This is a genomic window from Chryseobacterium sp. MHB01 (assembly GCF_034651565.1).
GTDB classification, from domain to species: domain Bacteria; phylum Bacteroidota; class Bacteroidia; order Flavobacteriales; family Weeksellaceae; genus Chryseobacterium; species Chryseobacterium nepalense.
The window spans coordinates 285,697-300,281 of the sequence record NZ_JAYEDA010000001.1 but is presented as its reverse complement, the minus strand read 5'-3'; the positions used below and the strand labels follow the sequence as shown (position 1 = coordinate 300,281).

General features: G+C 33.3%; 14 protein-coding genes and 1 pseudogene. 2 read left to right on the top strand and 13 right to left on the bottom strand.

Annotated elements, in window-relative coordinates:
* The 7 genes from U9K52_RS01525 to U9K52_RS01495 all read right to left on the bottom strand — a co-directional run bounded on the left by U9K52_RS01525 (position 1) and on the right by U9K52_RS01495 (position 8,170).
* Positions 1-1,212 (bottom strand): TolC family protein, encoded by a 1,212-nt coding sequence (locus U9K52_RS01525; RefSeq protein ID WP_322924755.1) that lies wholly within the window; start codon positions 1,210-1,212, stop codon positions 1-3.
* A gap of 166 nt (positions 1,213-1,378) precedes the next feature.
* Positions 1,379-1,972, bottom strand: coding sequence for a phosphatase PAP2 family protein (locus tag U9K52_RS01520; protein ID WP_322924752.1), 594 nt, complete (start codon positions 1,970-1,972; stop codon positions 1,379-1,381).
* A gap of 44 nt (positions 1,973-2,016) precedes the next feature.
* Positions 2,017-3,669, bottom strand: a complete 1,653-nt coding sequence (locus U9K52_RS01515; protein ID WP_322924750.1) for an LTA synthase family protein — start codon at positions 3,667-3,669, stop codon at positions 2,017-2,019.
* A gap of 437 nt (positions 3,670-4,106) precedes the next feature.
* Positions 4,107-5,510: an Omp85 family outer membrane protein gene (gene omp85 / locus U9K52_RS01510; RefSeq protein WP_322924748.1), complete on the bottom strand. Its 1,404-nt coding sequence runs from the start codon at positions 5,508-5,510 to the stop codon at positions 4,107-4,109.
* A 107-nt stretch (positions 5,511-5,617) separates the two neighbouring features.
* Positions 5,618-6,901, bottom strand: coding sequence for a HAMP domain-containing sensor histidine kinase (locus U9K52_RS01505; protein WP_322924746.1), 1,284 nt, complete (start codon positions 6,899-6,901; stop codon positions 5,618-5,620).
* A 13-nt stretch (positions 6,902-6,914) separates the two neighbouring features.
* Positions 6,915-7,589 (bottom strand): response regulator transcription factor, encoded by a 675-nt coding sequence (locus tag U9K52_RS01500; RefSeq protein WP_322924744.1) that lies wholly within the window; start codon positions 7,587-7,589, stop codon positions 6,915-6,917.
* Positions 7,590-7,897: 308 nt separating this feature from the next.
* Complete coding sequence (locus U9K52_RS01495; protein ID WP_322924742.1) at positions 7,898-8,170, bottom strand: hypothetical protein; 273 nt, start codon at positions 8,168-8,170, stop codon at positions 7,898-7,900.
* Between the two features lie 234 nt (positions 8,171-8,404).
* Between U9K52_RS01495 and U9K52_RS01490 the strand changes: the two are divergent.
* Positions 8,405-9,264 (top strand): annotated as a pseudogene (locus U9K52_RS01490) (transposase).
* Between the two features lie 145 nt (positions 9,265-9,409).
* Here U9K52_RS01490 and U9K52_RS01480 read toward each other — a convergent pair.
* The gene (locus tag U9K52_RS01480; RefSeq protein WP_322924736.1) at positions 9,410-9,961 is read right to left on the bottom strand and encodes a hypothetical protein; all 552 of its coding nucleotides are present in this window, start codon (positions 9,959-9,961) and stop codon (positions 9,410-9,412) included.
* A gap of 163 nt (positions 9,962-10,124) precedes the next feature.
* Entirely contained in the window at positions 10,125-10,730 is a 606-nt protein-coding gene (locus tag U9K52_RS01475) for a recombinase family protein (RefSeq protein WP_322924734.1), read from the bottom strand.
* Between the two features lie 446 nt (positions 10,731-11,176).
* On the opposite strand from U9K52_RS01475, the gene U9K52_RS01470 reads away from it, so the two are divergent.
* Positions 11,177-11,440, top strand: a complete 264-nt coding sequence (locus U9K52_RS01470; protein WP_322924732.1) for a Crp/Fnr family transcriptional regulator — start codon at positions 11,177-11,179, stop codon at positions 11,438-11,440.
* A gap of 224 nt (positions 11,441-11,664) precedes the next feature.
* Here the strand turns inward: U9K52_RS01470 and U9K52_RS01465 are convergent, their stop codons facing one another.
* Genes U9K52_RS01465 through U9K52_RS01450 form a run of 4 tightly spaced genes read right to left on the bottom strand, consistent with a single transcriptional unit; the run spans position 11,665 to position 14,529 of the window.
* Complete coding sequence (locus U9K52_RS01465; protein ID WP_322924729.1) at positions 11,665-12,855, bottom strand: DUF3570 domain-containing protein; 1,191 nt, start codon at positions 12,853-12,855, stop codon at positions 11,665-11,667.
* A gap of 24 nt (positions 12,856-12,879) precedes the next feature.
* Entirely contained in the window at positions 12,880-13,107 is a 228-nt protein-coding gene (locus U9K52_RS01460; RefSeq protein ID WP_322924727.1) for a DUF4266 domain-containing protein, read from the bottom strand.
* 42 nt (positions 13,108-13,149) lie between these two features.
* Entirely contained in the window at positions 13,150-14,076 is a 927-nt protein-coding gene (locus tag U9K52_RS01455) for an FAD:protein FMN transferase (protein ID WP_322924725.1), read from the bottom strand.
* Positions 14,077-14,082: 6 nt separating this feature from the next.
* Positions 14,083-14,529, bottom strand: coding sequence for a thioredoxin family protein (locus U9K52_RS01450; protein ID WP_322924723.1), 447 nt, complete (start codon positions 14,527-14,529; stop codon positions 14,083-14,085).
* Positions 14,530-14,585 lie beyond the last annotated feature (56 nt).

The following is a 14,585-nucleotide window of genomic DNA, read 5'->3' as shown; positions in this document are numbered from 1 at the left end:
TTATTGAATAATTAGATATTGTAACTGGTTTTTCAGATTGAATAGTGTCGTGTTATACTGGATGATGTTTCCTTTGAGACTTAATAAGTTATTGATTGATAAGATAAAATCAACCATTCTCACATCGCCTGTCGGAAGCTGTTTGGCATTGGCTTCTACTAATGTTTTAGAATAAATAATTTGCTGATTAGCAGTGTTTATTAATTTATCATATTGTTCCATCTGATTATTAATCTGAATAATCTGCTGTTGGTATTGTCTTTGGGTTTGTTCAAAATATTTTTTTCGGGTTTGTAACGATAACTGATTTTGTTGCAATAGCATTTTTTTCTGATGACCATCATAAATAGGAATGGTAACACCAACTCCGAAACTCATTCCGAAGTTTTTATATGGAGTACTTGTAAATGAAGACTGATAGCCACCATCTGAAAAAGCTGTAATCTTAGGTTTGTAATTGTACTGGATGATTTTAGCATCATTGGAAAGTTTCAAACTATCAGCTTTAAAAACATTTTCATAAATACTTTCGTCAAAAGAAGCTGGAGTAAGCGCTTCTTTAAATTCAGGAGCTTCAACAGGTTCGAAAGTGTCATCAACAATTCCCGATAAGTATTTTAATAAAGAGTAATTGTTCTGCCAATCAGCTTTTTGTTGTTCTAAGGTCAACTCGTTTTGTTGAAGTGTTACCTTAAAGGTCAGATAATCAGTTTGCTTAAAAACCGAAGCTTGTGTCAGCTTTTTTAATACAATATCTTCCTGATTCAGCAAATGAATAATTTCTTTGCTTAAATCATATTGTTGCTGACTTGCATATGTTGCAATATACTGGTCGGTAATTTGTTTTCTAAGTGTCTGAAGGCTTATATTTTTTTGTGCTAAAACCTGAGAAATACTTGCATTAATTCCTGCCAATCGGGTGTTCAGATTATTTCGACTGATAAATTCTTTCGCAACACGAACGCCTGCAAAAAGAGATTGTCCGTTTGTTAATGAGCTGTCATATCCCCAACCTTTTATATTTGGTGAATATCCTGCTGTTCCTTCTCCTGTAAGAATAAAACCGTACGTTGCTTTTAATTTTAAACTGTCAATTCGGTTTGAAAAAATTTGATTGTTATAATCATTCAAAACCGGACTATTTGTCTCTGCTGTTGCAAGAAAATATGGTAGAGTATTTTTTGACTGTGCATCAAGTTTTAAACAGCTCATTAAAATCATCAAAATCAAAAAAGTCCGAGCGAAATATCTTTGTAAAGTATTCATATTCTACCAATTATTTGGTAAAGATGAAACCTGATTCTGTAGAAATTCTGAATAAAAAAAGATTGATAAAAAATCAATCTTTCTTTCCTCATACTTTTTATGATTTGATCATTTAACTATTTATAGGGGCAGACTTCGTTTTTGTAAGTATCGTTTTAAATAAAATCCAAACGATGCATCCTGAAAAAATTCCCACACCAGCTCCCCCGACAACATCCGAAGGATAATGTACCCCATTGTATATTCGGCTGTAAGAAACCAATAATGCCCATAATAAAAGAACTGCTTTAAGCCAACTGTATTTTTTGGGAAGTAAAAAATACAAAAATGTGATCAATGCAAAGGCATTCGCACTGTGTGAAGAAACAAAACCATACATTCCGCCAGGACCTGCTTTACTTAAATGAATTAGCGAAATCAAATCTGGTTCGTGAGAAGGTCTTAGTCTTTTAAAGGTTTTCTTGATAATTCCCGATGCAATTTGATCAGACATCGTTATTGTAAGCGCAATAGCTAATAGAATGTAAATACTGAATTTTCTGTACACCTTTATTACAAAAAATAATAAGACGGCATAAAAAGGAATCCAAAATAATTTGTCACTCGCCCAAAACATGATGACATCAAAAAAGGCATTATGTACATTATTTATGGCAAAAAAAAGTTCCAGATCAAATTGTTTGATAGATCCCAAAATTGTATTCATCTTATTAAATAACTGTATTATAGATTACAAATAATTAATTGGTTTTAATTCTTATCTACTTTCATGTTTCCATTCTTAAATCTTTCGCTTGCCGTTTGATAATAGGATATTGTTTCGGAAACCTGAGAATTATTCTTTGATTTGACTTCAGACAAAGATTTATCTTCTCCTGAAACTGTAAACTGTTTTACTCTTTTGCGGTCATCGATCTGAGTAAAAACATTGCCTTTCAGCATTCCTAAAGTTCTGTAATTTCCGATAAAAGCTCTTTCGTCTCCAGCTTTAGTTTGATTAATGTCTTTTCCGTACAAGCTTGTGTTGTAATTCCAACCTAAATAACCAAATAATGTTGGCATAATATCAATCTGAGATGTCAGTCTTTCAATCTTTTGACTAGGCTGATTTAAGTTGTAAATAATTGCCGGAATGTGGTGTTTTGCAATATTAATTTCCCATTTCCCTGCACTGCTTGCACAATGGTCTGCAACAATTACGAAGACTGTATTTTTAAACCAAGGCTTTGATTTTGCGTCATTGATAAATTTTCCTAAAGCATAATCTGTATATTTCACGGCACCGTTTCTTTCTCCTTGCGGAAGGTCAATTTTTCCTGCAGGAAAAGTGTATGGTTTATGATTGGAAGTCGTCATGACAAATTGGAAAAACGGTTTGTGTTCTGCTGTACTTTTATCAGCATATTTTATCGATTGTCGGTACAAATCTTCATCGCAAATTCCCCAAGCATTTTCAAAACTCACTTCTTTATCTTCTATCTTGAATCTTTGGGTTTTAATGTTATCAGACAATGGATTTCCTCTGTCTCTATCAACAATATCGAAGCCTTGTCCGCCAAAGAAATTATTCATATTATCAAAATATCCGTCTCCGCCATAAATAAAGTAAGACTGATAATTTTTAGATTTTACAATGGAAGCAACTGAAAATAAATTGTCATTATTAGGTCTTCTCACAATACTGTTTCCAGGAGTTGGCGGCACTGATAATGTTAATGCTTCCATTCCACGTACGGTTCTTGTTCCAGTTGCGTAAAGATTCGTAAAAAAGATACTTTCGTTCGCCAGTTTTTCATAATTCGGCGTCAGATTATCTTTATTTCCGAATTCGCTCAAAAAATCGGCACTAAAGCTTTCGATTGCAATTAAAATAATATTCGGACTTTGTTCCTTACTACCTTTTGTTGCTCGGGAAATATCATCAAATTTTGTTGAAGTATAACTTTGATTTTCCTGCAAAAGACTTTTCTTCACAACAGAGTACGATTCTTTGTCCGAAAGTTTCGGGTAAAAAATTTCATAATCCAATTCATTTGATTGATATGCTGAAACGAATGAAAATGCTCCATTTTTTCCAAGTTCATTCACAACTAAATTATTGCTGAAATCTGCCTGTTTATTTTTCATTATAAATCCTAATCCAGTTGAAATGATGACAAAAGGAAGTATGTACTTACTACGACTTGAAACAGAAATTTTATCTGAAAAAGTATTTTTGAAAACGTTTAATTTTTTAAAAATAAAAATCGTTGAGACAATTAATCCTACTAATACCAATGCAATAACCGGCAATGGATAAGACTGATTAATGTTCTCCACCACTTCATACGTGTAAATCAGGTAATCAACTGCAATGAAATTGAATCTTACACCAAACTCATCCCAAAAAGGAATTTCTGCCAAAAGACTAAAATAAATAATGATAAAAATTAAAGTCAGATAAAAATAAGTAAAAGATTTATCGAAAACAGATCCTATCCATCGCTTTGGAAAAATAAAAAGATAAACTGAATACAAAACGAGGAATAAAGTCCCAATCGTAATATCAAAAAGAAATCCTGTGAAAAATGCCCTTAAAAGATATAAAAAATTAAAATCTATATCCTTTGCAGACCAAATTAGAAGAATTATTCTGATCAGAAATGATAGTAAAAGATATAAACTTAATGTACTGAAAAGTACTGAAAACCGTCCTGAGAATAGCTTTTTTACTAAATTAGATATTTTTAGAGCTGCCATAAGTTAAATTATAGACAGCAATATTAGAGTCCAATTTTGAAGAAATTTTGAATTTTCTAAATTGAACTCTAACTTTTTGAAAATTAAGAACGTATTTTATACTAGAAATTCTGACCGATTCCGAAGAAAAATAATCCGTCTTCCTTCGATTTACCGTAATCAAAATACAAAATGGTTGATTGATTCCAACCAATTCGAAGTCCCGCTCCATACGAGTATTTAATTTTTTGAAAATTAAGGTCTTGCCAACGGTCACGTACTGTTCCCATATCAAAGAAAGGTGCGACTGTAAATGATAAATGCTGTTTCCATAAATTGGTTTCAGCAACTCTTGCTCTTAATTCGAAATTGGCGAACCACATTGATCTTGCAAGAAAACGGTTTGCTCTGTATCCTCTTAGAGAAGCTTTTCCTCCCATTGCGTTGATACTACCTTCTGGACTCCATTGATCCTGATATTCGAAAAATGGTGCGTTTTTACCAAAAACATTTCCAACTCCCACACGACCTGCCAAAACAGTTCGGGGACCAAATGGTAATTTTTGATAATAACGTCCTTGAATCAATAATTTATCAAAATTAAATTGTGAACCTATCGCCTTACCTGAATATTCATTAGCTATTTCAAAATAAGCACCTCTTGAAGGATCCGGCTCAAAATCTCTTGTATCATAAATTAGAGCACTTTGGATAATTGAAACCCATCCACCATCAACTCCTGAAATATTTCCCTGTTCAAAATCACGCCTTAAAAGTGATGTTCCGTTAGGAGCTTTTATTTCTCCACCAGTTACTGGGTCGATTGCCTCTGCTTCTGTTCCTTCAAAAGTGGCATAATTTAAATGCTGAATTTCATAGCCTCCCATTAATCTCCATTTTCCGTTTCCTAAAGCATAATCAGCCTTTAGATTAAGCATAAATTCAGTTTCACGAAAACGGTTTGAAAGAGCGTCTGTGGCATACTGTGCTTCCCCTGCAGTTCCGGGACGTAACGTTTTTCTGGCTTTGTCGAAATCCTTGTACGTTGAAAAAGTTACATTTTCATTGGATGGAAGGCTGATGTTGCCCAACGTTTTCTCTTTAAGACCGAAGTAAAGATTTGCAGGATTTTGCTGAGCTTTAAAATCTACTTTAAAACGCCAACGTGTCCCTTGATAATAAGGTACATCAAGTGATAATGCCAATTCTCTCGCATTCGAGGTGTAATAGGCAGCATTGGCTTTAAGCTTCATCAGATAAGGAGTGTAGGCAAATAATTCATTATCTCTCTTACCATTCCAAATAAAATTGCTTCGTACTCCAAAACCAAACCCTGTGACCGGATCTGAAGAAATATCCGGAATCCCCGTTACAAAAGTTCCTTCTTTTTTCTTCGCCAAATCTGCGTCGCTCATACGTTTTGACTTCACATAAGACATCGTATCGTTCTTCGTCGACGAAACTTCCTGCGCTTCGGCCGCAACCGAGGTGACAAAAGTTGCCGCAATTGAAATAAATTTTCTCATATTATAAAGTTTAAAATTGTAAAAATCAAGACACCAACGATATACTTTGATTAGGCATCGTATTATGATTACAAAGAAACTTTAGAATTTAGAAGAAATTTAGAACTTTATAATTTGACAGAAAAAGTATGATGATTATTTTCAAAAGTATAGGAGATTTCCCAATTCTGAAATCGACATATCTCACGGATAATTGCAAGTCCAAGTCCACTGCCGTTACTATCATTAGAAAATCTTGAAAAGCGTTTAAATATTAAATCAGGGTTTAATCCTTCGGATCCGGAATTCGATATGCTGAAATATTCTTTTGATAGATCTATTTTAATATTTCCTCCGATATCAGTATGTCTGATCGCATTAATCACAAGATTATTAATCAATACATCGGTTAAAGATATATTACCACGAGATTTTACATTTTCCTGAATATTAGTAGAAAGGTTTATATTTTTTTGATAAATGTGTTCTTCAAGATTATTGATACTCTGATTTACTTGTTCATCAATATTAATTTCGACAATATCAAACTGACTATTTTCGATTTTAGCCAACAATAAAAGATTTTTATTTATTCTTGAGCTTCTGGTTAAGGCCATATTTATTTCCTCAACAATCTCATAATGTTGATCCGTTAAATCTTTGCTTTGCAATAATACATCTAACTTGTTTTTTATGATGGCTAATGGCGTCTGTAACTCGTGAGATGCATTCTCTGTAAATTCTTTCTGGCCTTTAAATACAGAAACACTATGATCAATCAACCTGCCTAATGACTCATTGAGCTCTTCAAACTCTTTTGTATCTGTTTTTATAAAATTGATCTTGTTTTGATTATTAAGATTGAATTTTTTTAACTGATTAAGAGTATCATTAAAAGGTGCCCAAATAACTTTGGAAAGCCTTCTGTTCAGAATAACAAGACCAATAACAATTAGAGTAAAGAAAAAGAATGTAATAAAGCTTATGATCATTATGGTGCTTTCCGTTTCTTCAATATTCGTCTCAATGGTAAAAAGATAAGGTGAATTTCTTATGAAAACAACTTTTCTCAAAGACCTGTAGCGTTCTATCGTAGGGTCCGCAGAAAACGGTTTATATTTTTCTTCTGTGAAAATTGAATCTTTTGGAAGTTTTTGAGAAGTAATTTTTTCAATATTGGTACCTGGCTGAATCTGGTTCCACAGTGCAATATTATTTTGTAAATCTTCAGCAGAAATATTTAATCGATTAAGTTCATGTGCTGTTTTTTCAGCAACGATTTCATTATGCTCATCCAACTCATCCTGCCATATTACATCAATTACATAATAATAAACAGGAATACTGATCGTAAGAACAATCAATAAAAATAGAACGAATGGTTTGGTCGTTTTACTTAAAAGAGGTTTCATTGTAAATGTTTTTTTAGCTTTCCCATTTATAGCCTGTTCCATAGACCGTTTTCAAATAATGGTCACAACCAGCATCGTAAAGTTTCTTTTTAAGATTTTTCACGTGGGCATAAACAAAATCGTGATTATCCAGCATATCAGCAAAATCACCGGACAAATGTTCTGCTAATGTACTTTTAGAGATTACCTTATTTTTATTCCCGATAAAATAAATCAAGAGATCAAATTCTTTTTTAGTTAACATAATTGGCTGATCATTTATAGTAACAGTCTTTGACAGCAAATCAATTTGTAATTCGTTATTATTTATGGTATTGGAATTATCAAATTGCTTCCTTCGAATAATTGAAAAAACTCTTGCCATCAATTCAGAAAGATGGAATGGTTTCGTTAGATAATCATCAGCACCTAATTGCAGACCATTCACACGGTCATCAACGGCATTTTTTGCCGATACGATTATCACCCCCTCTTGTTTATCCTGCCTTTTCAGTTCTTCCAGAATATGAAGGCCATTTCCGTCAGGAAGCATGATATCCAAAATGATGCAATCATACTGATACGTATTGATTTTTTCTAATGCCTGAACATATGTCGTTGCAAATTCACATAAATAGTTTTCTTCCGAAAGATATTCAGCAATACTTTTTGACAAATCAATCTCGTCTTCTATTATTAGGATTTTCATTTTGCAAAATTACTATTGAATTCTGAATAAATTTTGAATTTAAAATTATGAAATTTGTATCATTACATTGTAAGAAAATTGTGGTTACTTATGAAAAATGAACTTTGTAATTCTTGTTTAATTTGGCTTAATCGAACCAAATCATCAATAAAAGTGTTTGAAGATACGCTCGTCGAGGCACAAACAGCCAAATGGCGCCTACTGAAGACAGTTGGCGCCATTTTATGGTCTTTGTTAAGTTATTTTAATAATCGTTTTTTGAGATTTATTATATATTATAATTAGCTTAATTGGTACAATATTAAATTCTAATTGATTTCGTCTTCCTTGCCTTGCATAGCACTATTTAGAATCTGCTCAGCTTCTGCGTAAAATGTATTAATCGATATTTCAAACCCATTTTGCATGAAAAAAGTCACCTGCCCATCATTATTGTGACTTAAAAAAGCAATATTGCATCCATTGATTAAAACGGGCTTACCTAAGACTTTTGCTCCTTCAAGAGAATTAGGTCTTTTAATACCTAAAATTACTTTTTGGCTGATATAAATTAAACTGTTACTATTGCATTTTAATCTCATAATACAAATTTCCTTTTTTTAATATTCATACCTAATTGAATGGGTTTAATTCTACCTGATAGGAAAGTATTGTATTATTTTATAAAACTTTTATCCATCTTAATATGTCTGTAAAGTTAATATTAAAATGCATCCTAAACCAGCATTATTTTTAATTGCTCTAAAGATTTAAAACGAATTTTGAGGGATTTAATTAATTAAAATTTTCCAGGTTGATATTATTTATCAAACCATATGCATTATTCTCCCACAGATCCCGATGCAAAAATCTCTGTAAAACCTGGGAAAGCCAGACATTTGAATTATTCGGGACAAGTTTCAGTAGACGATGCTCATCACGTAATTACAGGAGCTTGCGGAAGTACTTCTGGGAGTAAAGATTCAGCAATTTTTAATAAAATTATGGATCAGACTTTAGCCAATTTTAAAGAAAACCATTTACAACCCGATGAAATTTTAGCCGATGCGGGTTACAGCAGTGGAGAAAGTTTAAGCTATTGTCAAAAGCGCGGTATTAATGCTTATATCCCCAATTTTGGACAGTACAAATCTCATCGTGAGGGTTTTGTTTTCAACCAAGCAGAAAACCGCTATGAATGCACAAAAGAAGGAGGCAACAAAGCTTTTTTACCATTCAAAAAAGAAGCGATCGATTCTAAAGGCTACACAAAAAAAGTCTACCGAAGCAGTGAAAAAGATTGTGGGAAATGCCCACTTAGAGAGGGTTGTTGTGGGAAAGTTACGAAATTTAAAAAGCTTGACGACAGCATTCACAAACCACTTTACGATGCCATGCACGAAAAGCTGAACAGAGATAAAAACTACACAAGATACCTCACCAAACGCCGGAGTTCTACGGTGGAGCCTGTTTTGGGCACGCTATCAATCATCATTCGATGAAACGCATCAATGCTCGCGGCATAAAATCTGCCAACAAGCATGTTTTGATGGCGGCATTATCTTATAATTTAAAGAAACTACTCAAATTTTCTGCCCGAAAAGTAAAAAGCAAAGCTCAAATTCAAGACCTTCCAAAAGTAAAGTCTTGGCTTTTTCCAAAACTACAAAATACGACCTTCATATCCCTGAATTAAGACCCTCAAAATCCTAAAAAAACTTACCCGCCAAAAAAGCAAAAACCTCTCTAAAATCGCTTCTAAAGAGGTCATATTTATTAATGATTTTTAAAATAGGAGTTGTGCAACGGTTACCAATGTTAGCAGAAGTCGCAATTTCCTTTTAGAATGCAAGAATATTTGTATTTAATCCCCATTCTTTGTCAATATTTTCTTTTAAATATTCAATCGTTTGTTCTTTTGTTTTTAAATTAACCAAAACACTTCCACACCAAAAATCAGTTACTTTTTCGCTGTCAAACTCAAATATTAGAATTTTAGTAGACATTCCAATTCCTCCCAAATTATAATTTAATATCGCAATATTTTTTCCATTTCCAAAATATAGTAACTTTCTTCTCGGTAATGTTTTATCTGCAATTACATCTGTTGCATTCCATTTTTCATTTGGATTTGCAATCGAAAAAGAAGGATCATAAGATTGTAAAAAATCGAAGATAACTCCATCAATTTTTTTCGTCTCATTTTCGGTTTGTAATTCAGTGCTTTCGAGTTTTGAAATCAATTTGGGAAGATTCTCATTGTTTAAAATTCTTTTTGAATTAATAACAAATTGATATTCATCTTTATCCTTAGAATTTAGTTTCTCAGCTTTTTTGCAGCTGAAAAAACATAATAAAAATATTAATACTATTGTTATGCTTCGAGATTTCATGCGATTTCTGCTAACGTTTGGCTTTACGCATTGTGTCAATCCATAATTATATAATATTCGCAAAGCCATTATGGTACAAATATAAAATATTGTTTTAATTAATTGAAAATTAGTTAAAAACAGTTGTCATATGGTTCGATTTATTTTAGGATTGGCGAACTTTTTACTTTTTAAGGCCCATATTTTTTATCTCTTCGTCCGTATGATTATCCAAAATTTTAGCATACCGATAAAATGTTGCTCGAGTCAATCCCATAGGCTTATAAATATCTTCCGGACGTTTCGTGACATCCTTATATATATTACGTAAAAGTAATAGCTTCGAAATTGTTTCTGCAGTGTACCCCTTCGGTCTTCCGCCTAATCTACCTCTTGCTCTTGCAGATTGCAAACCAGCATTAGTTCTCTCTCTTATCAACTCTCTTTCATATTCAGCTAGGGAAGCCATTAAATTTAAAAATAGCCGCCCATTAATAGTTGAAGTATCTACACCATCCACAAGACCTTTTATTATAATTCCTTTACCACTCAAACTTAAGACAAGATCAATAATGTTTTTCAAACTTCTTCCTAACCGGTCTAGTCTCCAAACATACAGTTCATCACCTTCCCTAAACTGTTCAATCATTCTATCAAGCTCAGGACGATTTTTTGTTGCACCCGAAATTTTCTCTTGATAAATTTTCTCACAACCTGCTTTTTCTAAAGCTTCAATTTGAAAATCCAAATTTTGATCTTTGGTTGAAACCCGGGCATATCCTATTTTCATAATTTGTTACATTAAACTCATGCATTGTAAATTTATGAAACTTTGTTTATTGATACGACATTTTGAGAAAATATTCTTAAAAAATAAAGTGATCAATTCTGACCACTTATAAAATCTCACAAAACCACCGTAATCATGAAGCTATATTTACAGACGGTACAAAACCCACCGGTATTTACTATTTAAATGAAGGTAAAATAAAGAAGTACAAGGTAGATAATGATGGCAGATAGCAAATTATTTACATTTACAGTTCGGGGGAATTTTTCGGATATTCTGCTATTTTAAGTAATGAGACTTATGGAGATACCACATTAACCCTTGAAAATTCTGTAATCTCATTTATTTCAAAAGAGGATTTCTTACACATCCTTGATCAGTCATCAGTTTTTTCAAGACTATTACTAAAGTCCCTTAGTCACGAGTTTAGTGTCATGGCCAACCTCATGGCTGTATTATCACATCGAACCGTTAGAGAACGGGCCGCTCTCAGCTTATTGATCCTTCATGATAAATATACATCTAACGAGTCCAAGGAAAATGTTTTTATCACGCTATCCCGAATTGATCTAGCCAATATGGTGGGAACTGCAAGAGAAACATTAGCCCGTATTCTCAATGATTTCAAGCAGGAAAAACTAATCAAAATTGAAGGACGTAAAATTCGTTTAATCAATATTGAACAATTAGTCCGTATTGCCAATTTTTAAAAGACTATCTGCTTTTAGTATTATTTAAGCCATCAACGAAAAGAGATTTACCCTATTTTTGAAATAAAATTTGGTAACTATATAGATTTTACTTTACATTTTTTTACCCAATCGCCTAGTCAAGGTAACAAATAGCCAAAAGGCGCCACTTGTTTTAAGTAGCGCCTTTTTCAATACACATCTTAATAGGAGTTTAATCTTGATTATTATAACCAGAAAAGATTTTATTTGAATCTCAGGTTTAATGAAATAATATCTGATTTCATTCCAACAGATTTTGTATAATGCCCATATCTGATTTCCAGCATATTCAGCCTTTCCACTCCAAATAAACCATTTTTCGGACTGATTCTGATTCCTGCTCCATAAAAGTTACTGTTAAATTTCGAAAGGTCATAATTACTCGTATAAAAGTCATCAAAAGCAGTATGCTGCTGATAAGGCGCAAAATATTTAGCTGCTGTCTGAGAATAATATCTGTAAAACGGACTTACCGAAACAAAAGGCGAAATTTTCACCGGTGTTTCCAGACTGAATGTATTGGACTTCAACCCCCAATCGTCGGTATAATAACGATAATACGCTCTCAAAATAACTTTATCCCCCAGGAAATAATTCGCTCTTATCCCCAAAGGAATTTTAAATCGTTTATCAGGCAAAGCTTCCTGATGAACTGAATTGTCCGTAAAGTAAACACGATGGAAAGGCAAACTTAAATATCCTATCTGCTGAACTCCATCCGCCAAAAATTCAACCTGAAAATTCTGGTTGATGATCTGTGAATAAGATAGGGACAGTGCAAAAGTATTTCTTCCGCTGGTTCCGTAGTTTTCGTGTTCCCCTCCTGTGCTTCCATTTGTTCTAAGCTCAATCGGGGCAATCAGTTTTACCTGGTCGAGATAAGCCTGAAATTTCGCTGTAAACTCCCCCATTCTATTTTTTGTTTTTTGCGAAAAACCGATATTAGCGCCATAAGACTGATAATCAAATTCAGTCGAAAACGAAACTCCAGCCATTAAAGTGGTTCCCTTCGTATCATTTTCCCGACTCCAGCTAAGAGCAGGATAAATTCTATTGTCTGCATGGGAAGCGGATGAATTGGCCTTTAAATCTATCATATCGGAAGAGGCGGAAGTATAATGATCTATCCCCACGCTGAAATTAAATTTATTTTTTCTGGCTTTTTTATCATATTTTACCATTGTTACATCAATGGTATTAGAAATGTCAGTTAATTTTTCTGTTCCTATTCCGCCCGTAACCGCCGAGTTATTTCCATCCTGCTTATAATAACTGGACACCAAATTAGCTTCATCAAAACTAAGCTTTTTAGGCTGTTCATTATTTGAGTTTTCCTGTGCTTTTGCGTTGAAAATTCCGAAAAGAGCGAAAATGCTTATTATAATTTTTTTCATTTTAAATCACACTTAAATTTTACTTTAATTACAACCGCATCCGCCTCCTACTTTCCCTGCATTGGCTCCCGAAGAACCTTCTCTGTAAGATTGAAAGCTGAGTTCTGTTTTTTCAATGGTTCTGTTTCCCAACACCATTTCAGCATCATTAAGTTTATTTTTTTCATATTCTTTTACGGTTGTGCAAGAATGTATCGAACCAACCAGGAAAATAAAAAAGCCTGTTATTATTATTTTTATAAAATTTTTCATTTGAATTGAATTTGTTTTAGTTATAAAATGAAATCTAAAACTTCATTTTAAATTAATATTTTGAGAGGAATATATATTGTCCTGATCATCAATAATGATACATTCCAGATGATTGATCTGGTTTACCATATTGAGTGACGCATCAATTCCCATAATGCTTACAGGGGTTGCCATTGCATCAGCAATTTCTGCATTAGGACAAAAGATGGTAACACTTTTCACCCCCGAAACAGGCATTCCTGTTTTTGGATTAATGGTATGAGAATATTTTTTACCGTTGATGACCACAAATTTTTCGTAATTCCCAGATGTTGCTACCGCCATATCAGTAATATTCATGTAAGAAAATGGTTTTCCGGCGTTATCAGGATCAGCAATTCCAACCGTCCAAGGTTTTCCGTCTGCCTGATTTCCCCAAGCTGTTAAATCACCTGATGCATTTACAATTCCTGATTCTACACCTCTATTCTGAAGAAGTCTTTTTGCCATCTCCGCTGCATAACCTTTCCCAATTCCCCCAAAACCTATTCTCATTCCTTTTTCTTTCAGGAAAACTGTTTGATTGTGATGGTCAAGAATGATGTTATGATAATTAACCAGTTTCAGATGTTTTTTGATCAGTTCAGGATCAGGAAGCTGTTGCATCTGCCGGTCAAAATTCCAGAAGCTTTTGTCGATTCCACCGTAAGAAATATCAAAATATCCGTCTGTAATTTTACTGATTCTCAAACTTCTTTCAATTAAACCAAAGATTTCCCCATCTACTTTCACAGGCTTTATGCCTGCATTTTTATTGATAAAATGGGTTTGGCTTTCGTCGTTGAAAGTAGTTAAAAGTCTTTCAATCCTCCGAATTTCGTCAATAGCTGCATCAATATGCTGATTAGCCAAATTTTCATTATCACTTACAACGGTAATTTCAAAAGCGTTCCCCATTAATTTCTGAGGTCTTTTGAACTCTCTCAACATATGATCTTATTTATTTTGGTTTTCTTTAATGTCCCGTACTTCTTTGGTGAAAGCTAAAGCATTTTCAGATGGAAGCCCCTCCCAGCTTTTCAAAATCTTTCCCTCCGAATTCAACAAAAGGGTGTAAGGAAAAAGTCCTTTCGGATTATATTGATCAGCAAGCACTGCATTTTCTTTTTTCAATTCCGGAGAAAGCTGATTCTTTTTGTTTCTTGGAAAGTCTGCATTGATGTAAACAGCGATATTTTCTGTTGCCAGCTTTTTAAATTCATCGGTTTCAATGATATTTTTATGAAGTTTGATGCATGGAATACACCAATCTGAACCTGAAAAGTTCAGTAAAATAAGTTCTTTATTTTGAGACGCCAGTTTTTTGGCACTTTCCAAACGACTCTGCGCTTGAATGCCAACAGCGAATACAACCATTAATATGGCTGAAAATAGTGTTTTCATTATTTAATTTTTATAATGATTTTAGAGAATAATGATGTTGTTTGATTGTAGATCAA

Excerpts from the sequence above, each read along its gene's own strand:
- U9K52_RS01525 (WP_322924755.1), bottom strand. The coding sequence starts at position 1,212 with ATGAGCTGTTTAAAACTTGATGCACAGTCAAAAAATACTCTACCATAT.
- U9K52_RS01520 (WP_322924752.1), bottom strand. The coding sequence starts at position 1,972 with ATGAATACAATTTTGGGATCTATCAAACAATTTGATCTGGAACTTTTT.
- omp85 (WP_322924748.1), bottom strand. The coding sequence starts at position 5,510 with ATGAGAAAATTTATTTCAATTGCGGCAACTTTTGTCACCTCGGTTGCG.
- U9K52_RS01505 (WP_322924746.1), bottom strand. The coding sequence starts at position 6,901 with ATGAAACCTCTTTTAAGTAAAACGACCAAACCATTCGTTCTATTTTTA.
- U9K52_RS01500 (WP_322924744.1), bottom strand. The coding sequence starts at position 7,589 with ATGAAAATCCTAATAATAGAAGACGAGATTGATTTGTCAAAAAGTATT.
- U9K52_RS01495 (WP_322924742.1), bottom strand. The coding sequence starts at position 8,170 with ATGAGATTAAAATGCAATAGTAACAGTTTAATTTATATCAGCCAAAAA.
- U9K52_RS01480 (WP_322924736.1), bottom strand. The coding sequence starts at position 9,961 with ATGAAATCTCGAAGCATAACAATAGTATTAATATTTTTATTATGTTTT.
- U9K52_RS01475 (WP_322924734.1), bottom strand. The coding sequence starts at position 10,730 with ATGAAAATAGGATATGCCCGGGTTTCAACCAAAGATCAAAATTTGGAT.
- U9K52_RS01470 (WP_322924732.1), top strand. The coding sequence starts at position 11,177 with ATGGCTGTATTATCACATCGAACCGTTAGAGAACGGGCCGCTCTCAGC.
- U9K52_RS01465 (WP_322924729.1), bottom strand. The coding sequence starts at position 12,855 with ATGAAAAAAATTATAATAAGCATTTTCGCTCTTTTCGGAATTTTCAAC.
- U9K52_RS01460 (WP_322924727.1), bottom strand. The coding sequence starts at position 13,107 with ATGAAAAATTTTATAAAAATAATAATAACAGGCTTTTTTATTTTCCTG.
- U9K52_RS01455 (WP_322924725.1), bottom strand. The coding sequence starts at position 14,076 with ATGTTGAGAGAGTTCAAAAGACCTCAGAAATTAATGGGGAACGCTTTT.
- U9K52_RS01450 (WP_322924723.1), bottom strand. The coding sequence starts at position 14,529 with ATGAAAACACTATTTTCAGCCATATTAATGGTTGTATTCGCTGTTGGC.